Genomic DNA, 21,530 nt, shown 5'->3' on the forward strand with positions numbered 1-21,530 from the left:
TGAGCGCCAGCCTGCGCAGATCGGCAAGGCCTGACGGCCGTCCCAACCGCGGTCACCATCCGTACTCACCCACTGAAGGCATTGAGCGGAATCGATAATTGCTCGCCGCGGGCATCCGGTGCCCGGGGCCGCGGACCGGCCCGCGCCGGCCCCGCGCGTGAGGGGAAAGGCCGCCGCCCCGCGCCCGAAGCGAGCCGGGCGCGGGGCGGGTGGGCCGATCAGTGGTGTCAGCGTGGGAGATCGGCGCCCTGGCCTGCCGCCCATTCCGGAAGGGCGCCTGCCCCGGTGGGGATGTCTGCGGGCGCTTCCGGCTCACGCAGTTGGTCCAGCAGACCTTCGCGGTCGGTGAGCAGGACGGTGAGGATCCGCCGGGCCGAGCGCAGGAGATCGGCGACGTCGCCGCCCGCGAGGGCGTAGAGGACGACCGGCCCCTCCCGGGTGGAGACGACGATGCCGGAGCGTCGGAGGACCGCGAGTTGCTGCGAGAGGTTGGACGGCTCGACACCGATGTCGGCCAGCAGGGCTCGTACCGGCAGCGGCCCGCCCTGGAGGAGCTCCAGCACGCGGATCCGCACCGGGTGGCCGAGCATCCGGAAGAACTCCGCCTTGACCTGGTAGAGCGGAGGCTGCGGCATCAGACCTCGAGCTCGCCCTCGACCAGCTGCAGCCGCCGGCGGGCCATGGCGAGGTTCGCGCGGTTGCGGTCGAGCGCCAGGTAGAGGAAGAGACCGCTGCCGTTGCGCGAGGTCAACGGGCGGATCAGGTGGTACTGGTTGGTGAGGGTCACGAGGATGTCGTCGATGGTGCCCTGGAGCCCCAGCATCTCCATCGTGCGCATCTTCGCCCGCACGAGGTCGGTGTTGCCGGCCGCGGCAACGGCCAGGTCGAAGTCCCGTCCGCCTCCCAGCGTGCCGAGCGCCATGCCGCTGCCCACGTCCACGAGGGCAACGCCGATGGCGCCCTCGATCATCATCGCTTCCTTCAACGCCACGTCTGTGTGTGCCATGACCGCAACGCTAGTCAGCAAGCTGACTGTGCATCATGCGAATTGCAAAACTCTGCAATTCACGGATTCGAGGGTGTACCTTGCCCCTCAGCCGCTCCTCGGCGCGGCGGCCTCATCGGCCTCTCCGAGCCACCGGGTGACGCATCTGCCTGCCGGCTCCGCACCCGTGGCCGGCCAGGCGGGCGACCTCCTCCACCGGCAGGTCCGCGGTCTCCCGGAGCTTCTCGGCGCGGCTGAGCCGCGCGTAACCAGCCGGGTACCCGGTGAGGCGGCGTCCCCCGCCAGGCCTGAAACTCCCACCGCCGCACCGCAGTTGCGTCGTCAGCCGACGCTCACGGCGTGGCGCGGGGCGGAGTGCCTGCGCGCCGCGGGCAGTACGGGCGACGCCGCGGAGTACAGCCGCCGAGGCGGGGCCATGCCCCGAAGCGCCGCGCCGGCCAGCACGACCTCCACCGGCATCAGGTCACCCTGGTAGCCACAGCAGCAGGCGCACGAACGGATGTGCCGGGCTATCCGGTTGCGCCACAGCGGCGTCACCGCGCCGTCCCGGCCCGCGGTGGCCGCGTCGAGCGCCGGGCAGCCGGGTTCGGCGGCCAGGGCACGGACCACGGCGCGACCGGTGGTGAGACGCCCCTTCAACCGCTGGATGCGCACGCCCGCGTGGTGGAGCGAGATCCCCAGCGCCTCGGCGACCTCCGCCCGGCTCAGTTCACCCTCGTTCTCCAACCGCCACAGCGCCAGAAGGCCACCGTCCTCGTGGTCCAGCCACCGGACGGCCTCCGCGAACTCGCGGCGGGCATCGAGAATGCCCAGCCGCAGGATGGTGACCTCGACGAAATCGGCCTGCGGATCGGCGAGTTGGTCACCCGGCTCGACCGGGTCCAGCACCTGCTGCCGACGGCTCCAGCGCCGCCGGACCTCGTTCTTGGCCACCGCCACCAGCCAGGACCGGAACGAGGACGGGTCACGCAGCGTGCCCAGCCTGTCGACGACACGGACCATGGTCTCCTGGACCACGTCGTCCACATCCACATGCCCGTCCAGCTCCCGGCCGATCAGCTTGTACACCAACGGCAGGAAGGCGGCCATGATGCGGCCCAGAGCCGCCTTGTCACCGGCCTGAGCAGCGGCGACATCCGCCACCAAGGACTCTCGATCGGGAGTCATGCACAGCTCCTCACTCGCTCTCCCCCGGACGGACTGCTTCGGCAGCGGCACCTGCATCGGGACGTGCCGGGCACGGCCCACCTCGTGCGGGCGTCGGCGGCGGAGTTCTCGGGGGCCGGTCGGTCGGCGTGGTCGTGGGCGCCGAGGCCGCACCGGCGGTTCTTCGGACGGTCACTTGCCACTGCGCACACTCATTCCTGCCGGAGGGACCCGGGCGGACCGCAGGAGGCAGCCTGCGGTCCGCCCGGGGCGTCGACGGCCCTTCCGGAGCGGGGGAAGACCGGGAGCCGGGACGCGGTACGGTCGGCGCGCTGCGCCGGCGGGTGGGACCACCGGCGTACGCGCCGTCGATCGGGGGCCCGATCCTTGACGGCCTGCCATCGGACCGGGCTCCTCGAAGCGGTTCCCGCCCGGGCTTGACGGGCCTGGCCGGTAACCGATGTGACTGATCGTAGGATCGGCGCGGCACCGAAACCGCTGTGCACAGGATCCGCTGACCATGCCCTAAGGTTCTGCTCAGACTCGGCCCTCCCAGCAGCGCCGACGCACCGCCCCGCCCCGTTCTCACAGGTCGGGGCGGCGGCCGACCGCCGTGGGCGGCCCCGGTACCGCGTCGGTTCAGGCCGAGTGGCACACGTCCGCAACGGTTCAAGGGGGAGGGAGCGGGACGGACGACCGGGCGGAGATCAGAAAGGTCCGCGACTTTCCGTTATCCCCACCGCCCCGGCAGGATCACCAGAGAGTAGGCGGCCGAACCCGACGTGGGCCGTCGTCACCTGATTCGCGCGCCTGCGGCCGGCCGGAGCAGGCGACGGCGCCCAACGCCGACGCCGACCGACAGCGACACCATCCAGGAGGAGAGCCGTGCCTGAGCCCATGGCAAGCGAGACGGCAGACGCCCGAGTCACCCGTCTCATCCGCGTCGGCCACCCGTCCGCCAGGGCCGAGGTCCTCGCGCGCCACCAGGATGCCGCTCTCGGCCAGGCCGGCCTGTACTGCCCGGACGACCAGGACGCGCACCGCCTCGCCGAAGAGGCCTTCGCCCTGACCCTGCAGGCCGTCCGCGAGGGCGGCGGCCCGTCCGCGGCCTGGCGCCCCTACCTGGCATCGGCAGTCAGACTCACCGCCGCCCGGTGGGCCGGTGACGGCCTCGACGCACGGCTCTCGGCCGGCTTCACCGCCTGGCTCGCCGCCCTGCCCGGCAGCGAGGACCCCGCGTCCGCGGCGGTGAGCGCCGAGGAGGACTCCGTCATGCTGCGTGCGCTGCGGGCCCTGCCCGAGCACTGGCAGGCGGCACTGTGGCGCGCCTTCGCCGACGAGCACGGGAACCCCGGCAACCCGCCGCCGTCCGCGGCCACCCGGGACGGCCTGTGGGAGGCATACCTCCAGGCGTTCGCCCAGACGTCCGACCGGGCCTGCCGCCATCTCGCGGCCGCCATGGGCGACTCCGTCCGGCACCGGACGGCCCACCCGAACCTCGACCGCCACACGGCCGCATGCGACAGGTGCCGCCGGGCCCGGACCGAGCTCTCGGCCATCCACACCTGGAACCCCGACCGGCTGTACGGCGCCCTGATGCTGTGGACCGCGCGGCGGCCGGCCGGTCCGCCCGCCGCGGCCCCACCGGGGCTGGGGCAGACGTCCCTGCCACTGGCGGCCGCCCCCACAGCCGCCCGGCACGCCGCCGCGCCCACCACCGATGACCGGCACCGCGACCACAGGCGCTCGCTCGTGCTGTGCGCGGGAGCGGCCGTGACGACGGTCGTGGTCATCGTGGCGGTCACCGCGGCCATCCCCGAACCCGACGGGCACCCGAGGTCGTCCGCCCCCGTCGTCACCGTCCCGGTGACGACATCACCGGTCGTCTCCGGCGCGGTCTCCGCTTCGCCGGTGCCGAGTGCCGCACCGACCACCGCCGGGCCCACCGCGCCCGTCGCAGCGCCCCCGGCCTCCTCTGCCGCACCCTCCCCCACCGCACCCTCGTCCAGCGCCCCCTCCCCCACCGGCAGACCGGCCGGCTTCCGCCTCCTCAACACGACGTCGGGCCTGTGCGTCGGCCCAGAGGACCCTGCCGGGCCCTCCATCGAGCTCCAGTCCTGCAGCCAGGACGCGTCCCAGCGCTGGGAACGCATCGCGGCCGGCAACAACACCTACCAGCTGCGCAACACCGGTACCGGCAGGTGCCTCGACGGCACCACCGGTGGCGGAAACACCGTCAAGGTCGTGCAGGCGGAGTGTCTGCCCGCGTCCGACCGCGAGGTCCAGCTGTGGAAGTTCAGCCCAGAACCGGACGGCACCGCGTTCCGCCTGTTCTTCGTCCCCCCGGTCCCCTCCAGCGACTACGCCACGCACCTGCTCGGCCCGGTGGAGTGGACCAAGGTCCGTCCCCCGTCCGAGGGCACCTACATAGCGCAACTGCCCGACTACTACCACTCCGCCAGTTTCGCCTTCACCGCCGACCAGGGACCGTAACTCCGCCGCCCCACCGCGGACTTGTCCACACATCGACAACTCGACGAGGGGTCGGCCGCTGTCCCCGTACCTGGCGAACCGAACCGACCGCATCGCCCTCAGCCGCCGCGAACCTGCCGTCCTCCTCCCGGTGTGCGTCCTCGCCGACGGGCCGCCCGCTCGCTGTTCCCGCAGGTCAGGCGCCGATCAGTGGTGCGGGGGCGGTCCGCTGCGCCGCGGCGCGCCGGATACGCTGGCACGGTGACGATGCACAGGAGCGTCGACGTGAGTGTCGACGCGATGATCGAGGACCTCAGGACGCTCGTCGAGGTCGAGTCCCCCTCGCGTGATCTCGACGCCTTGGCGGCATCCGCCAAGGCCGTCGCCGCGGTCATCGAGAGCCGGCTGGGCGGGCAGGCCGTGCTCGTCGAGAGCGAGGCCGGGCCGCACGTCCACTGGTCGGGCGGCGGCGATCCCAGGGTGCTGATCCTCGGTCACCACGACACGGTGTTTCCGCTCGGCACCCTGGAGCGCCGCCCGTTCAGGGTGGAGAGCGGGCATGCGACCGGCCCCGGGGTCTTCGACATGCTCGGTGGTCTGGTGCAGGCCGTGCACGGTCTGGCGACGCTCGACGACCGGTCCGGCGTCGAGATCCTGGTGACCGCCGACGAAGAGGTCGGCTCGCGCTCGTCCCGCGCTCTCATCGAAGAACGCGCCCTTGCCTGCGGCGCCGTCCTCGTGTTCGAGGGCGCCGCGGACGGAGGGGCCCTCAAGACCGGCCGCAAGGGCTGCGGGACGTTCCAGGTCTCCGTCACGGGCCGGGCGTCGCACGCGGGTCTGGAACCCGCCGCCGGGGTCAACGCCCTGATCGAAGCGTCACACCAGGTCCTGGACATCGCAGCGCTCGGTCGACCCGGCCTCGGCACCACCGTCACCCCGACCGTCGCGTTCGCGGGCACCCTGGACAACGTCGTCCCCGCGGCGGCGACCGTCATCGTCGACGTCCGGGTCGAGTCCGCCGACGAGAAGGCACGCGTCGAATCCGCGTTCGCAGCGCTGACTCCGCACCTCGAAGGGGCGGAGATCTCGGTGCAGGGATCCGTCGGCCGACCCCCGATGCCCGAGTCGGCGTCGGCCGGGCTGTTCGCAGCGGCGAAGCGGTTGCTTCCGGAACTCGAAGGCAGAGCGGTCGGCGGCGGAAGCGACGGCAACTTCACGGCCGCACTGGGGGTACCGACACTCGACGGCCTCGGAGCGGTCGGAGGCGGAGCCCACGCCGACCACGAATACCTCGTGATCGGCACCATGGCCGAGCGGGCGAGGCTCGTCGCCGGACTCGTGAAGGCGATCCGGGACGCCTAGGAGACTCACTGCCCGAGGGAATCACATTCGGTGATCGATCAGCCACGGCAGGGACACGGCGACGGCCGTGCCGACACCAGCTGATTGCGGCAGGGCCCGGACCACCCGGCCCTGCCGCTATTCGGGCAAGCCGGTCCTCAGCCGTACCAGGAGGCCTCCGTCAGCCGGGCCCTGCGGGGCACGTCCCTCGCGGGCATGGGCAGCCTGGCGCCGTCCGCACCGTCCGCGAGCAGCACACAGGCCGGATCGCCGTTGACCGGGCCGGGCAGGGACACCTGGACGTCGATACGCCGGGGCGGGTCCGTCGGCAGGACCGTGGTCATCGACCGGACCTCGGCCCGGTGGCCGTCGACCCGCGCGGCGGCCACCTCCTTTCCGTCCACCAGCAGCTCCAGTTCCCGATGCCCACCGAGACGCACCCCGGCCGTCACGGAGAAGCCCGCGTGCTCGCGGTGGAAGTGGTACTCGCGGCTCATGCCCGCCTCCCTTGCCGGAAACACCTCACTTCATCCTGCGCCCGAGCGGGGTGGACGGCAGACCCACGGCCGCGGCGAGGGCCCGGCGTGAACCACCGACCGTCATCGCCCGGCCACGCGCCGGGAACCCCTGGAACCGGCGGCGGCACCGGCGAGTGGCAGGGCGAGCGCGTCGGCGAGTTCGGCCAGTTCCCGGGCGGTCGGCCGGATCGGGCCGTCGGCTCCGTCCTCGGCCCAGGCGCGGATGCGTGGGGTCCGTATGCCGGTGAGGTCGGCGACGGCCTGCGGCGTCAGTCGCCGTCGGCGCATGGTGTCCCGCAGCAACCGGGACAGGTCCGGCTCGGCCATGTGCAACCTCCTGGTTTCGGTTGTTCCCTGCCATCCGGCCGCACGCCCGGCGAGGCGGCGGCCGTTCAACTCCCCTCCGCAGCATTCGCGGGAGGTTGGGAGCGAGGGTCGGGTGGCAGTCCGGCGTGCATGCGGGCGGCCTGTTCGCGCAGGTGGGCGACGGCCTCGGCGGTCTGGCGCCGCAGCATCTCGGCGGACCGGAGCACCGACGCGCCAGTGTCCGACCCTACGCCCGCTTCATCCTGTATGTCCTGTCTCATACCGCGCTCCTACCCCACCGGGGCCCCCGCGCACACCCGGAGCTGCGATGTCGACACCCTGAGCCGCCGCCGTGCAGCCGCCCCGGCACCCGAGCCTGTCGCTGTCCGCCGCTCGCCGCACCGGCCGCGGGGAAATCCCGGACGGATCGGAGGAGCATCGATTGCGGTGAAGCGTGAACGGCACCACCTCGCCGGGGGCGACAGGCGGCCCAGCCGGCTCGACGCGAGCTCGACGCAAGGAGGAAGGCCATGATCGTCGACTGTGCGTACTACCGCGACGGGCGTCGCCAGCACGAAGGCGCGATTCCGCTCGAACAGGCCGCCGCGCGCTGCGCCCAGGGCGGGTTCGTCTGGCTGGGCCTCTTCGAACCCGGCCCCGAGGAACTGGCCGAGGTACGCGCGAGCTTCGGACTGCACGAACTCGCCGTCGAGGACGCCCAGGCCTTCCACCTGCGGCCGAAGGCCGAGCAGTACGAGGACGGCACAGAACTGATCATCCTGCGGACCGCGCGCTACGACGACGAGTCGGAGGAGATCGACACCGGCGAGATCAGCATCTTCCTCGCGGAACACTTCGTGATCGCCGTGCGTCAGGGCATCGCCAGCGAGCTGGCCGGCGCCCGCAGCCGACTCGAAGGCCGCCCCGAGCTGCTGCGGACCGGCAGCACGTCCACGCTCTGGGCGATCCTCGACCAGGTCGTCGACAGCTACGCACCCGTCGTCGGGGAGCTCGAGCGCGACATCGAGCAGATCGAGGCGACGGTGTTCTCCGGGGCCGTCGCCCCGACCGAACGGATCTACTTCCTGCGCCGCGAGGCCACCGACTTCTACCGGGCCGTGCACCCGCTGCTCGCCGTGCTGGCGCGGCGGCTGCAGCCGGGCCGGTCGCCGACCGGACTCCTGCCCTACTTCCGCGACGTGCACGACCATCTCCTGCTGGTCAACGAGGAGGTCGCCGCCCAACGCGATCTCCTGGCCACCGTCCTCGAGGCGAACATCGCGGTCATCTCCGTCGAGCAGAACAAGATCAATCTTCGACAGACCGCCACGATGGAGCGGCTGACGATCCTCGCGAGCGTGTTCCTCCCGCTCTCCTTCGTGGTCGGGTTCTTCGGGCAGAACTTCGCCTGGCTGGTCAGGAACGTCACCAGCCTCACCGCGTTCCTCGCCCTCGGCATCGGCGGACTGCTGCTGCCCTGCCTGCTGCTCTACATCTGGCTGCGCCGGCGGCGCAGCCACGACACCCCGCCCCAGCCGGAGGTACGCGCCGGCGCCCCACGCGCTTCGGCCACCTCCACCGAGTGATCACGGGCCCGGGCACCACGAAATCGGTTCCGGCGGTGAGGGCGAGTGCCGCATGATCGGACCATGCTGGTCGAGGTGGAGCGGATCGCGAGTCTCCCGGGGAGCCCTTTGACGGCTCAGGTCAGGACGGCCTTCGGCCGCGCCGCGGTGCGCTGGTGCGGAGCCCCCACCGCCGGGGCGGGCGAGTACCACGTGGAGTGGACGGTCGACGAGGACATCGCCTGGGGCCGGAACGCCGAGTCGGCTGTCGGCACAGGGCCCGAAATCCGCCCCGACGGACAGTGCGTCGTCCTACGAGGACACCTGCGTCTCGCGGAGGACGGCGTCGGCCTCCTGGACTTGGACGGTGCGACGGTCCTACTGGATCTGACCGCTCCCGTGCCCGACGGCGTCGTCGGCACCTGGGTCGAGCTCCGGGTCGCGCGCGAGACACTCGCCCTCTATCCGTACGACCTGTGACAGCGCGCTGTTCGGCCCTCGGGTCCGCCCGGCTCTGCCGCTGCCGTCTTCCTCCCGAATGCTCCGCCGGAGCCGGCTCACTCCGGGTGAGCCGGCGAGGCGGCGGCAGCCATCGGTGCGACGACCTGCCTGAAAGCGGTTGCTGGGCGGATGGGGTGCGAGTACCGTCCCCCGGCATGACCCCGACTCTGCGTACCGAGCGTCTGCTGCTCGAGCCGTACGTCCCCGCGGACGAAGAAGACTTCGTGACACTGTTTCAGGACACGAGGGTGTCCCGGTGGATGGGCGACGGTCCGCAGTCGGAGGCCGAGGATCGGGCCCTGTTCGCTCGGGTCTTCACGAAGGTGTACGCCCTGAACCGGTTCGACGTCTGGGCCGTCCGGCACAACGGCCGTCTCGTGGGTCACGCCGAGATCAAGCCCGCCGCGGTGGTCGAGGGCTTCGAGATCATCTATGCGCTGGCCGTCGAGGCGTGGGGCTGCGGCCTGGGCACCGAAGTCGCGGACGCGGTCGTCGACTACGGCTTCACCACCCTGGGACTGGCCGAGGTGCACGCGACGGTCGCCGAGTCGAACCTCGCCTCGTTGGCGTTGCTGGGCAGGATCGGCTTCCAGCACGTCCGTGACATCGAGGAGGACGACGGCAGTACGACCCGCCTGCTCACCCGGAGTCGCGCTGATACTGCCGGGCCCGCCTCGCGGTAGGCGTCCGCCGGCCGTGACCGGTCAGGCTCGGCGACGAACGGATCGAGCCCCGGGCCGTTCGCACCGCTGACGCGCCGCAGGCGCCGTGATTGCCCGCGGTCCTCGGCGACGCCTGGTTGCATGGTGCCGACCTCCGGCGCACCGGCTCCCGGGCGCCACCGGGGGCAGCTACGTTCCCGATACCAGGAGCAGCATGAAGATCGCGATCATCGGCGCCGGCAACATCGGTGGCACGCTGGCCCGACGGCTCTGCGCCCTCGGCCACGACGTGTCCGTCGCCAACTCCCGTGGGCCGCACACCATCGCCGACCTCGCCGCCGAGAGCGGCGCGACGGCGCAGCCCGTCGAGGAGGTGGCCCGGGGCGCGGAACTGGCCGTGGTGACGATCCCGCAGGGCAAGGTCCCCGGCCTTCCCGCAGGCCTGTTCGACGGAGCGGCCGACGGGCTCGTCGTCGTCGACACCGGCAACTACTACCCGCAGCAGCGCGACGGCCGGATCGAGGGGATCGAGAAGGGGAACACGGAGAGCCGGTGGGTCGAACAGCAGCTCGGACGACCGGTGATCAAGGCCTTCAACAACATCTACGCGCAGCACCTGGCCGACTTCGGACGACCGGTGGGCGCGCCCGACCGGATCGCCCTGCCGGTCGCCGGGGACGACGCCCGGGCCAAGGAGATCGTGCGCGGCCTCGTGGAGGAGCTCGGCTTCGACGCGGTCGATGCCGGCACCCTGGAGGATTCCTGGCGTCAGCAGCCCGGCACGCCCGTCTACACGACGGACCTGGACGCCGGCGGCGTACGGCGGGCGCTGGCCGCGGCCGACCCGGAACGGTCCCTCGCGTGGCGCGCGACCCCCGACAGCCCGGGCACCTTCGAGCACCCCGCCTGAGTGGCGGCGCTCCGGCTGCTCGGCGTACACGTCTCCCGGCCGGGGCTCCACCTCGGCCGGGGCTCCACCTCCACCGGGATCCCGCCGACGGAACACGCGCTCGGCGCGTCCTCTCCGACCGACACCGGCCGGGCGGAAGGCGCCATGTTCCGATCCCCGCCGAACAGTTGTCGACCTGATGCTTCATCAGGTCACCTTCGGTGCAGTGGAGTTCGTATGATCTCGGGCACTCCCCGCCGCCCGGCGGGGTACCCGGCGGAAAGGACATCACGTGCCCACGGACTCCGTCGCCGTCCCCGTGCACCGGACGATACCCGTTCTTCGGATGCGCCCCGGCGACCACGCCTACGCGGACTACGACGACGACGAGGCTCGTTGGGAAGTACTGCTCACCTTCATCCACGAGGGGCTGGCACGCGGGGAGAAGGTCACGGTCATGGCGGACCCGGCGGTCCCGGCGGAGGACGTCCACGAACGCGTGCACGTGCACCACGGATCCGCCGGGGCGGCCTTCGGGCGCGGCCAGCTGTCGTACACCACCATGCGCGACCTGATCAGTCCCGACGCCCGCTTCACGGCCGCGCGCCAGATGGGCCGGCTGCGGGAGGAGACCGAGACGGCGCGGCGGCAGGGCTTCACCGGGTTCCGTACCGTCATCGACATGGCCTGGGTCGAGGACCTGGGGATGGACATCGAGGGGGTGATGCACCGCGAGACGCACGCGCACGACCTGTTCGCGGACCGGCGCTACGCGGAGATCTGCACGTACGACCGGCGGCGCTTCGACCCCGATGTCCTCGACGCCATGCGCCACGGCCACCCCGTGGCCCTCCTGAGCCGCCTCGGGGCCCTGCGGATCGAACACGCCGACGGAGGTCTGCGGCTGATCGGCGACGCCGACGTCGCCACCCGTCCCCAGCTGCTCGCCGAACTTCCGGCCGCCCTCGACCTGGCCGCGGCCACCGGCAGCGGACACGTGCCGGTCGATCTCACGGGGCTGTCCTTCCTCGGGTCCGACTGCGCGATGTCGCTGCTGCACGCGGCCAGACAGCTACCCGCGGGCGGCCCGCGGATGGAGATCCGCTGTCTGCCGTTCCACGCCAGGGTGCTGGGCATGCTCGGTGCCCGGTCCGTCGAGCAGGTCACGGTGACGAAGGTGGCGGACGCATGATCCACGACCGTGCCACAGCACTCGACGAGCTGGTGACGGATCAGCGTTTCGGCGCCGACGAGCTCCCCGTCCTGCGCGCCGTGGTCACCCACTGCGCCACCCTGGCCGGTGCCGGCATCGAGTACCGCGATCTGCTCGTGTTCGCCGTGCACGAGGTCGCCGAGAGCATCGTGACGGCTCCCGGCCCGGACGTGCGCGTGGTCATCAGCCGGCCGGACGACACCACGCTGGTCTGCCGGATCGCCGAGGACGGCGCCGGTCGGCCCGCGGTCGGGCCGCAGACCGGGGCCGCCATCGGAACCGACGGCCCGCGGCTGCGCTGGTCGGGCGGAGAGCTGAGTGAGTGTCTGCGGATCGACACCCGGGCCGGCTGCACGACGGTGACGCTCTGTCTGCCCGGCGACCGGTCGGCGGCCTCGCCCGCACCCGCATCCGCACCCACATCCGAGCACGTCGGAGCGCGTGAATCGCCGGGTGGGCAGTGACGGCTGTGGCCGGTGGTACGCGAGCCGCCGCACCGGAAGGGACCGGCCGGTCCCCCGTACTCGGCGGCTCGCGTGTCCGGGTCCCCGCCCGGTGCGGCCGGACCGCTCAGCGCTTGATCTCGTAGGCGCTGACGTTCTTCGAGACGGCATCGCTCAGCGGGCTCGTCCGATCCGTCAGCTTCTGGTAGTCGGCGACCCGGCCGTCCGCCCACTGCCCCAGGGTCACGATCATCACGCGGTCGACGCCCGCGAAGGTCTGGATCATTCCGCTGTCGGCGGCCAGCACCGGCAGGCCCGCGGACGGCGGCGGCGCCTGGGCGCCGACCTGGTAGTCGTCGAAGGCCATGCTCAGCTCGGTCACCAGGTGCAGGGTGTCCTTCGGGTCCTTCATGGTGAACACCGACACGTTGAACTGGTTGTTCTGGGCGTCCTTGTAGAGCGCGACCTGGTGGCTCACACAGCCCTTGCCCCGCTTGATCAGCGCGATCAGGCGGGGGCCGACGGAGTCCGGCTCCACGCAGGAGGCGAGGACGGCCGCGCCCAGCTTGGTGTAGACCCCGCCGGCCGCGTCCTTCACCTCTGCGGGGAACACCTGCTCCAGCGGAACGGCCGGACGGTCCGCGGCCGCCGCTGCGGCGGGCGCTGACGCGGAGGCTGACGCTGACGCTGACGGCGTGGCCGACACCGAGGAGCCGGCCGTCGGGGCGGAAGCGGACGCCGAGGCGGGGGCCGAGGCCGTCGACTCCTCGTCGGACGGCTGGATCACCTTGAGCACCAGGAACGCCAACGCGGCCGCGCAGAGGGCGAGAGCGAGGTTCCGCGGCCACACCCGCTTCGGCCCGGCATCGGGCCCGGCGCCGGGCCCGGTCTGCCCCGGCCGGGATTCCTTGACGGTCGCCGCGTTGACGAAGTCGTCGTCGAGCACGACGTTCCACCGGTCGTCGTCGGGTCCGCCCGAGCCGGGGGCGTTGTCACTGCTGTTCATGCTGGCACCGTAGTGATCAACCGGCGCGGACTGAAGAGCCGCAGGTCACGTCTTGATCACCATTGTCCGGCGGCAGGAACCGGCGCGAGCTCGGCGAGGCCCAGCTGCCGGGAGGACCCTGACCCGGGCGCCGTACTCGCCGGTCCTCGGCGCTCGCCACGGCGGCCGGGCCGGCGCTGAAGCGCCTGCGCGGGCGGGCGGTCACGGCCCGGGGTGCCAGTCGATCAGGACGGCGGTGGCGTCGTCACGCAGCCGGTGGTCCTGATGGACAACGAGGGCGTGCATGAGTCGCCGCAGGGTCTCGGGGGCGGGCTGGCCGGTGGCGGTGTGACGAACGATGTGGTCGACGAGGCGGTGCTCGCCGAAGAGGTCACCCTCCGTGGAGCGGGCTTCGGTCACCCCGTCGGTGTGGATGAGGATGCGGTCGCCGGGCTGCAGCCGGAGCCGGTTCACCTCGGGTGGGCCGGGGCGGAGGCCGATGCCGAGGGGCGGGTGGGGGCGGCGTTCCAGAGCGCCGGGGACCACCGTGCCGGCGCGGATCAGCAGGGGCGCGGGGTGTCCGCAGTTCACCCATGACAGCCGGCCGGTGACGGTGTCGAGGTCGGCGAGAACGGTCGTCAGCAGCCGGTCCGGGATCCACTCGTTCAGGGTGTCGTCGATCGCTGTCGTGATGTCCGCGAGTGAGCCGCCCGCACGGCGCGTGGAGCGGCACGCCGCCAGCGCGACGGCACTCGCACCACCGGAGGCGAGGTCGTGACCCATCGCGTCCACCACCGTCACGTGGAGGACGTCCCCGGCCAGGCTGTGGTCGAACGCGTCACCGGCGACCTCGTACGCGGGTTCCAGGACGGCGCTGGAGGTCACCCGGCGGGTGCCGATCGTCCGCGGGGGGACGAACGCCCACAGCAGCTCGGACTGCAAGGACATCGGCCGGGTCCGGGTGGTGCGGACGATGGCGTCGCTGAACGTGCTCTTCGACCCCAGGACCAGGGTCACCAGGGAGGCGAGCGCCCGGGCCCGGTCCTCCATCGGTGCGGAGGCGTTCGCGCCCGGGTGCACCCGCAGCACGCCGATCCGTTCGATGCCGTCGACCAGCGGGACCCAGCACTCCGGCGTCGGTCCCGCGCCGCGGTGGAGGCGCTCGGTGCGGTAGGCGCGGCCGGCGAGCGTGCCGTCCACGTCCAGTCCGGCCCCCGATTCGCCGACGTCCGAATCGCCGACGTCCCTGCCCCGGGTCCGGGCTTCCGGTGGGCTCGGTTCGCCCGACGGCACGTCCGGCCCGGAGATCGGCGGGGCCGGCTCGGGCATCGGTACGAGCAGACGCTGCTGGACGTCCGCCAGGAACACCCGCGCCTCCCCCAGCCCCAGTGCCCGGCCCGCCTCGCGGACCAGGGCAGGTACGTCCCAGGGTGCGGCCTGGTGCGACGCCTCCAGCAGCGCGGCCAGCACCGAGCCCAGCTGCGCGTCACCGCCGCCGGTCGCCGCGGGCGACAGCCGTCCCGTCCCGGTCTCCATCCACCCACCATCCCGCCGCACCCCTGCGCCCGCCAGGGCGGACAGCCGGCAGCAACGGGGTGAGCCGGTCACCCGGTCCGGTGTGCGGGACCGGGTGACCGGCGCGGAAGGCGGCGCCGGGCTCAGAAGAGGGAGAAGTCGTCCGTGCCGATGTCGAAGGTCTCGCCGTCGCTCTCCTCGTCGGAGGTGCGACCCGACTGCGCGGCCGCGGCTGCCTCGGCCTCGGCGGCTGCCGCGGCAGCGGCTGCGGCCCGGGCCTGGCGTGCCTCCTCCAGCTGGGCCTGGCGCAGTTCCTGTGCCTGGCGGCGCCGTTCCTCCGTCTGCCGGTTCCGCTCCTCCCGCTCCCGCTCCCTGACCTCCCGCGCGACCACCTCACGGCGCTCGCTCAGCTGCGCTTCGGCCGCAGCCTGGACGCTCTCGTCGGTGAGCATGTGCGGGTCGTCCATGTGCAGCAGACCCATCAGCAGCTGGTCCTGCCGCCAGTCCAGGGCCCGGGCGTTGACCTCGGCGGTGTAGGCCTGGAACCGGGACTCCGGCGTGCGGTAGCCCCTCAGCACCTCGGCGATGACCGCGACGGACTCCGGCCTCGGGGCGTTGCTGGTACCCCCCAACTCGGCAACGACCGCGGCGGTGTAGGCCGTCTCCTGCTTCGCGATCGCCGCGGCCAGCGCATCGAGGTTCTGCTGGACCTGCTCCGGCCGGCCCAGGTTGGTCGACGGCGTCACCTGGGTGCGGACCATCTCGCCCTCCCAGGTGCTGGTGTCCAGGTACCTCTCCAGTGCGGCGGAATCGTCTGTGCTCAGCCCCGTCCTGAGGATGGAGTGGACCGTTTCCAGTGCCGTGCTCAGCTCGGCGGCGCTGGGCTCACGCGTCCGGTCCTCGCTGCCGACCACCGCCCGGGCGAAGTCCTGGAGCTTGTCGACGGGCATCAGGAACGTGTCCTCGCCGTCGTGCTGTGCGGCCTCCTTGCGCCACTCCACCAGCATCTCCCGGCCCCACTTGATCTTGCCGAGCTGGTTGTGCGGGTGGGAGAGCTGGGCCTGGTCGGACCACTCGGTGCCCGCGTTCATCGCCTCCGTCGCCCTGGTGAGGTCGGCGTTGACCTGCAGCGCTTCCGCGGAACGCGTCAGCACCGCCGCGTCGTCACGGGCCCGCGTCGCGGCGTCGCGCAAGGTCCGGGCGACCGGCTCCGGCTGGCTCTCGGCCAACCGGTCGACGTCGGCGGCGGCGTTCCGCAGCTCCTCGGCGGCTTTGCCGTAGTCCTCGCGGGACGGCTCCGGGTTGCGCCAGCTGACCTCGTCCCACGCGTCACGCGCCCGAGCCAGGTCGGGGAGCGCGGCCGCCCCGTCCGACCCGAGGGCGTTCGCCACCCGCGCGTGCAGCAGGTCCGCGGCCGCGGGCTCGTGGATGCCCGGGTAGGGGGTCGTGCTGACGTTCGGGGACAGGTAGGGGCGTCCGGTCAGCTGGCTGGCGTTCGTGGTGTTGGCACCCTCCTGGATCGCGGGCAGGTTGCCGAGCTGGAACAGCTTCTCGAAGTTCGCCTGCGTGGTCCCGCCGCTGCGCAGGAGCAGAACCTCGCCCGGCTGGAGCTCGGACACCAGCCTGGGAACGTCCGCGGTGGCCAGATCGGCCCGCTTCAGCCAGCCGGGCTCGAACTGCTCCGCGTATCCGATCTCCCGTCCGCCCACCTCCAGCATCACCGCCGGCTTGCCGTACGTCCGCACCCCGCCGACGTCGTGCACGCCGGACTCGCGGATCGCCGACGCCAGGTACTCGGGCCCGCTGGCACGGAGCCGGTCGTCCATCCGGGCCAGCCCGTAGACCGGCATCATGTCGACCTTGCCGTCGATCACCGAGTCGGCGATCGCCTGCAGCTCGGGGTCGCCGGGGAACGCCACCGTCTCCGGGGTGGGGATGTGGAACTGGTAGAGACCGTGGTTCGGGCTGAGCCCGGCATCCATGTGGTGGGCGGCGTAGGACGAGGTGCCGTCCTCGCCCACCGTCCGCTCGTACACCGCGCGCGGGTGGCCCCAGGCGTAGGGCGTGAGCAGCATCGCCTTGTCGGCGCCCGTGAACGACAACAGGGCGCGGGCCGAGCCGCTGTCGGCGTCCAGGCTGTCGCTGGCGGCGACGAAGGTCGGGCCCCGGCCGAGGTCCGGCCGCACGGGCTCCGCGTAGTTCCCGTCGTGATCGAGTTCCTTGTCCACGTACACCGGCTCGTGGACGCCGAGCTCCTCCGTGTCGAGCATCCGCTCCAGCCGGGCCTGCACGCTGCGGGGCGCGACCATCTGGATCTCGCCCTGGTAGCCCAGCTCGCGCAGCGAACGGACCAGCGTGACGGCCGCCGCCTGGTGGCCCGAACCCGGGCCGGACTCGACCACGACCGTGACCGACTCGTACTGGCCGAGCTTCTCGTAGACCTGCTTGCGCCCGTCGATCTCCTGCGGCGACGGCGCCTTGCCGCCACGTCGCTCCGTGATGGCCTCCAGCATGTCGCCGGTGTGCGGCTCCTGCCGGCCGACGGCCCACAGTGCGTGCTCCGGGATCTCCTTGGCCAGCGCATGCACCGCCTCGGCGCCGTTGCGGTCCACCCACTGCGCGAGGTCGTCGGCCTTTCCGGCACGGGCGCTGTGGACGAGATCCAGCAGTTCGTCGGGCGAGTGGCCCGCGAAGCGGGCGTCCGTGCGCAGCTGGGCCGCGCGATCCTCCGGGGACGTCAGCGGCGCGCGGTCGGCGTTCCAGCTGCGCGGTGTGGTCGTCCCGTGGTCCGGCGACAGGTCGCGGGCGGACGGGTCGGGGGTCGGGGTGTCGTGGGTGGGGGTGTCGTGGGTGGGGGTGTCGTGGGTGCCTTGCGTCTGCGTTTCGTGGGTGGCGGGGGTGTCGTGGCCGTCGTGGGAGGTGGACGCCTGGGTCTGGTTGCCCACAGCGGCCGGCGGCGGGGGTGGGACGTCGGCGTGCGTCGTCGTCTCCGGCGCCGTGCGAACGGGCGGGGCAGGCGGCGGGGGCGGGGGCGCCTGGGCGTGCTGGGCCGCCGGGTCGGCAGGAGCGGTGTTACCGCTCCGGGAGACCGGGCCCAGGGGGAAGCCGGTGGCGTGAGGACCCGGGCCGATCCCGTCGTGCGTCGGCGGCGGAGGCACCTGCCCGTGAGTGCTCCCGGCGGTCGCCGCGTGCGGGTTCGCCGGAGCCGGGTTCGTCGGAGCCGGGTTCGTCGGAGCCGGGTGGAGCGGCGCCGGCGGAGTGTGGCTGCCCGCAGTCGCCGGTTGCGGGGTGCCGGGCACGGGCGCGGGGTTCTCCACCCGGTCCATGAAGTCCCGCAGGCCCTCGTACGCGTCGTTCTCCGCGCGGACCGCCTCGACCGGGTTCGCCGGGTCGTGGTGCACCGCGACCGGGTCGGGCCCGTACAACCGTTCCAGCAACGGCACCAGGGCCGGCTCGTTGGCACGCACCCAGGCCGGGCCGTTGTTGCGGTTCTGGCCGGTGTGCGGGTCGGTGCCGTGGTTGGTGCCGAGGTAGGCGTTCGAGACCTGCGCGAAGTACTCCAGCTCGTCCCGCGAGGCGTAGTTGTCGACCGGGTTGTTCTGGAGGTCGTGGCGCGGGCCGTCGCTCCAGACCGCGTTCGGGTCGTTGCGCTTGTTCTGGTAACTGGTGGTGATCGCGGCCCGGTCGGGCGCCGAGAGGCCGTTCATGTGGATGGTGTGGGCGAACTCGTGCGTGGTCGTCGAGTACCCGTCCTGGTAGTGCGTGGCATTGCCGATGGAGGTGTCCTCACCGAGCAGGTTCTCCTCGGTGACCGCGGCGCGGCGTCCGCCGGAGCCCCGCACGTCGTCCCAGCCCCGGCCTGCGCCGGAGGCGCCGCCCGCCGTGGTGCCCTTCATGTTGTGGAAGGCACTGACGTCGGTCATCGAGACGTCCTTGGGCACCACGACGAGCCCGGCGCCGTTCTTCAGCAACGTGGCTGCCACGTCGGGATCCTGGAGCATCCGGGCGGCCTGTGCCTGCGCTTCGGCGCGGGCCGAGGCCCCCCGCTCGGCCCGCGGGTCGACGTCGACCATCAGCTGGGCCGCGGTGCGCGCGAACTCCTTCGGCGGCAGGTTCGCCTTCAGCGCGTCCACGAACGCCGGGTCCTTGGCGATCCAGCGCCGCTGCGCGGGCGGCAGTACGGCCAGCGCGGCCGTACGGTCCTGCGCGGACATCGTCGGCACGTCGCGGACCAGCACGTCGGCGTTGGGCGGACGCACCGTCGAGAACGCCTGGTCGCGGCCGAGGTCCTGGGCCGCACGGTTGATCCGGCCGCCGTTCTGGCGCAGCGCGTCCAACTCGGCCTGCCGCTGGTCCCGCTGGGTCTGGTGGATCTGGTCGGCAGCCTGGGCACTCAGCGGACGGTTGAGACCGCCACCGGTGCCGTGGTTTCCGGCCGTAGCCGGCGTCGAGGTCGACGGGTGCACCGGCCCGAGGCCGCCCTGCCCCCGGTTGGGCGACGTCGAGGCAGGTGTGGAGGGCGGCGGTGCGGTCGTCGAGCCGTGCGGGACGGAGGACGGAGTACCGACGCCCTGGGTCGGCACGTGGACCCCGCCCGCGCCCGGTACACCCTGCGGCGTCGCGGTGCCGGTGGAGGCCTCCGCCGGGGGCGGCGGCGGAACGGTCGAGGGGTCGACGGACCGAACGCTGTGGTCACCGCCGGTCGTGGGCCGGACGGTCGGGACGGACAGCCCGCCGAGGCCGGCCGTGTCGAGCCTGCTCGTACCACCGTCGGGTTCCCGTGGGACCGACCCGCCGTCACCGGCAGCCGACGGATGCGGCACCGAGGCACCGGCCGGGACCGCCGAGCCGGATCCGGTGGCATGGCCGACGGGTGGGGCTGCGGAGGCGGCCGAGCCGGCCGGGGCGTGCACCTGAGCGGCCGGCGCCTCGTGCGCGGCCGAACTCGGCACATGCTCCGAACCCGCGTGCACCTGAGCGGCCGGCGCCTCGTGCACGGCCGAACTCGGCACGTGCTCCGAACCCGCCGAGTGCACCGGCGGAACCACCGAGCCCTCACGCGAAGCTCCACCGGACACATGCTCCGAACCTGCATGCACCTGAGCGGCCGGCGCCTCGTGCACGGCCGAACTCGGCACATGCTCCGAACCCGCGTGCACCTGAGGCTCCGTGGCCGCGGGCCGCGTTTCGGCCGCCGCCCGTCCGGCTCCGCCCTCGGTGTGCTGCGGCGTGCTGTCCGGGGTGGCCCGGGCAGTGCTGTCCGGGGTGGCCCGGGCAGTGCTGTCCGGGGTGGCCCGGGCAGTGCTGTCCGGGGTGGCCCGGGCAGTGCTGTCCGGGGTGGCCCGGGCGGTGCTGTCCGGAGTGGTGTGCGGCTGCTCTGTCACCGTACGAGGCTCCGCGCCGGTGTGCGGGGCGGGCGCCGCGTGGGCGGCGGCGCTGTCGGCTGACGGGGGCTGCGTGTGCTGGGCGACCGCCGCCGGTTCGGTGGCTCGGGTGGTGCCGTGCTCGGCCGGGGCGCTGTGGGGGGTGTTTTCCGTAGCGGTGGTGTGACCCGTGGAGGCCTGCGGGGACTGGTGCTGGACGGGCGCGCCATGGTCGGCGGGCGGCGCGGAGTGGTCCGGCGCGCTACGGACCTGCGCGCCTCCACCGGGGCTGTCGCCGGCGCCGTGGCTGCTGGGGGCCGCGGGCCGGTCCGAGCCGAAGGGTACGAGGCCGCCGGTGCCGCCGCTCTTGGTGGTACCGCTGCCGCCGGTCGGACCGCTGCCGCCGGGAGGGGTGCCACCGCCTTCGCCGGCGTGGGCCGCGCCTCCGCTCGTACCGGTTCCCGCCTGGGTGCCCGGCCCGTGGAAGGCGGAGGCCGAGGTGTCCGGCTTGGAGAAGGTCGGGGTGCCCTCGCCGTGGCCGCCCGCACCTGCGGGCGAACCACCTACGGACGACCCAGCGGTGGGCGAACCACCCGCCGACGAACCACCCACCGAGGAACCGCCGATGGACGACCCGCCGATCCGGGCGCCGCCCTCCGGGGCACCGCCCGTGGGCGGCGGGCCGCCGTGCGGGGTGGGGATGTTGCCGGGACCGTTGAACCGGCCCTTGATGTTGGCCGCGCCGGTCTTCAGGCCGACGGCGGCGCCGCCGCTGAGGCCGGAGCCGAGCAGGCTGCCGCCCTCGACGTGGCCGGTGGTGATCAGCTGGGTGGAGACGTCCGCGCCCACACCGACGGCCGCACCGTGGACCATCTTGCCGGTGGTGGTCTGCATGGCGCCCGCGAGACCGAGCTTCGAGCCGGCGCCGCTGAGTCCCTTGCCGATGAGGTGGCCGCTGGCGCCCGCGACGGCGCCGCCGAGGGCGTTCTGCCCGACCTCCTTCATGTCGATGCTCTTGCGGTGACCCTCCATCACCTCGATGCCCTGGGCCAGCACGTTGATGGCGGCCATCTGGGCGGCCTGCTTGGCCGCGAACTCGAGGGCTTCCTTGAGCAGCGTCTTGAGGATCTGCTGAACGACGGTGCGGCTGACGCCGACGGCGACCGGGATCTGGGCCAGCGAGACGCCGGCCGTGAACGGGGCCTCCGCCTCGGCGGTGGCGATCTCGAACGCCAGGATGCCGAGCTGAGCCACGATCTGGATCTTCGCGGTCTCGGCGGAGTTCGCCATCGCCTCCAGCATGTCGCCCATGCCGTTGCAGGCCTGCACGAGGCCGGGGAAGTATCCGGGGTCCGATTCGGTGCCCTTGCCGACGGTGAACTGGTCCCAGTGCTTGGCCAGCGCCTTGGCCGCCTCGCCCTCCTGCCCGTCCAGCGCCCGCTTCAGCGCGGAGTCGGCGGACTTGCCCGCGTCCTCCAGGGTCTCGGCGCCGTTGCGCCAGCGCTCGGCCATGTCGCGCAGCATGTCTTCGTCGGCCTCCGGCCAGCGGGTGCCGGCCAGCAGGAGGAGCACCCACTGCAGGGGCTCGGGCAGCTCGACTGCCAT

General features: G+C 72.9%; 16 protein-coding genes. 8 read left to right on the plus strand and 8 right to left on the minus strand.

All coding sequences use genetic code 11. The annotated features are described in order from the left end of the window. Positions 1 to 227: 227 nt before the first annotated feature. The 3 genes from OG871_RS02495 to OG871_RS02505 form a co-directional block, all read right to left on the minus strand. Entirely contained in the window at positions 228 to 635 is a 408-nt protein-coding gene (locus tag OG871_RS02495; RefSeq protein ID WP_371493906.1) for an ArsR/SmtB family transcription factor, read from the minus strand. Beyond that, positions 635 to 1,006, minus strand: a complete 372-nt coding sequence (locus tag OG871_RS02500) for a hypothetical protein (protein WP_371493907.1) — start codon at positions 1,004 to 1,006, stop codon at positions 635 to 637. Before OG871_RS02500 ends, OG871_RS02495 begins: the two co-directional genes overlap by 1 nt. 321 nt (positions 1,007 to 1,327) lie before the next feature. After that, positions 1,328 to 2,173, minus strand: a complete 846-nt coding sequence (locus OG871_RS02505; protein WP_371493908.1) for an RNA polymerase sigma factor — start codon at positions 2,171 to 2,173, stop codon at positions 1,328 to 1,330. Positions 2,174 to 3,037: 864 nt separating this feature from the next. On the opposite strand from OG871_RS02505, the gene OG871_RS02510 reads away from it, so the two are divergent. After that, positions 3,038 to 4,645 (plus strand): RICIN domain-containing protein, encoded by a 1,608-nt coding sequence (locus OG871_RS02510; RefSeq protein WP_371493910.1) that lies wholly within the window; start codon positions 3,038 to 3,040, stop codon positions 4,643 to 4,645. 246 nt (positions 4,646 to 4,891) lie between these two features. Continuing rightward, the gene (locus tag OG871_RS02515; protein ID WP_371503200.1) at positions 4,892 to 5,986 is read left to right on the plus strand and encodes a M20 family metallopeptidase; all 1,095 of its coding nucleotides are present in this window, start codon (positions 4,892 to 4,894) and stop codon (positions 5,984 to 5,986) included. A 137-nt stretch (positions 5,987 to 6,123) separates the two neighbouring features. On the opposite strand, the gene OG871_RS02520 is transcribed toward OG871_RS02515, so the two are convergent. Both OG871_RS02520 and OG871_RS02525 read right to left on the minus strand, forming a co-directional pair. Then, positions 6,124 to 6,462 (minus strand): hypothetical protein, encoded by a 339-nt coding sequence (locus OG871_RS02520; protein ID WP_371493911.1) that lies wholly within the window; start codon positions 6,460 to 6,462, stop codon positions 6,124 to 6,126. Between the two features lie 102 nt (positions 6,463 to 6,564). Continuing rightward, positions 6,565 to 6,810 (minus strand): XRE family transcriptional regulator, encoded by a 246-nt coding sequence (locus OG871_RS02525; protein ID WP_371493913.1) that lies wholly within the window; start codon positions 6,808 to 6,810, stop codon positions 6,565 to 6,567. A 509-nt stretch (positions 6,811 to 7,319) separates the two neighbouring features. Between OG871_RS02525 and OG871_RS02530 the strand changes: the two genes are divergently transcribed. From OG871_RS02530 to OG871_RS02555, 6 genes are all read left to right on the plus strand, one after another. Next, entirely contained in the window at positions 7,320 to 8,375 is a 1,056-nt protein-coding gene (locus OG871_RS02530) for a CorA family divalent cation transporter (protein WP_371493915.1), read from the plus strand. A 63-nt stretch (positions 8,376 to 8,438) separates the two neighbouring features. Next, entirely contained in the window at positions 8,439 to 8,834 is a 396-nt protein-coding gene (locus tag OG871_RS02535; RefSeq protein ID WP_371493916.1) for a hypothetical protein, read from the plus strand. 176 nt (positions 8,835 to 9,010) lie between these two features. Further along, a complete protein-coding gene (locus tag OG871_RS02540) occupies positions 9,011 to 9,538 on the plus strand; it encodes a GNAT family N-acetyltransferase (RefSeq protein ID WP_371493918.1) in 528 nt (175 codons plus the stop codon). Positions 9,539 to 9,731: 193 nt separating this feature from the next. Next, positions 9,732 to 10,427, plus strand: coding sequence for an NADPH-dependent F420 reductase (locus OG871_RS02545; protein ID WP_371493920.1), 696 nt, complete (start codon positions 9,732 to 9,734; stop codon positions 10,425 to 10,427). A 271-nt stretch (positions 10,428 to 10,698) separates the two neighbouring features. After that, entirely contained in the window at positions 10,699 to 11,598 is a 900-nt protein-coding gene (locus tag OG871_RS02550; RefSeq protein ID WP_371493922.1) for an MEDS domain-containing protein, read from the plus strand. Further along, positions 11,595 to 12,083 carry a hypothetical protein gene (locus tag OG871_RS02555; protein WP_371493923.1) on the plus strand — a complete coding sequence of 163 codons (489 nt, stop codon included), beginning with the start codon at positions 11,595 to 11,597 and terminating at the stop codon, positions 12,081 to 12,083. Before OG871_RS02550 ends, OG871_RS02555 begins: the two co-directional genes overlap by 4 nt. Before the next feature lie 106 nt (positions 12,084 to 12,189). Here the strand turns inward: OG871_RS02555 and OG871_RS02560 are convergent, their stop codons facing one another. From OG871_RS02560 to OG871_RS02570, 3 genes are all read right to left on the minus strand, one after another. Then, positions 12,190 to 13,068 (minus strand): hypothetical protein, encoded by an 879-nt coding sequence (locus OG871_RS02560; RefSeq protein ID WP_371493924.1) that lies wholly within the window; start codon positions 13,066 to 13,068, stop codon positions 12,190 to 12,192. A gap of 201 nt (positions 13,069 to 13,269) precedes the next feature. After that, positions 13,270 to 14,583 (minus strand): PP2C family protein-serine/threonine phosphatase, encoded by a 1,314-nt coding sequence (locus tag OG871_RS02565; RefSeq protein ID WP_371493925.1) that lies wholly within the window; start codon positions 14,581 to 14,583, stop codon positions 13,270 to 13,272. A 122-nt stretch (positions 14,584 to 14,705) separates the two neighbouring features. Beyond that, on the minus strand, positions 14,706 to 21,530 hold the full coding sequence (locus tag OG871_RS02570) for a hypothetical protein (protein ID WP_371493926.1): 6,825 nt from the start codon (positions 21,528 to 21,530) through the stop codon (positions 14,706 to 14,708).

Origin of the sequence: Kitasatospora sp. NBC_00374 (genome assembly GCF_041434935.1) — a bacterium.
Taxonomy (GTDB): Bacteria; Actinomycetota; Actinomycetes; order Streptomycetales; family Streptomycetaceae; genus Kitasatospora.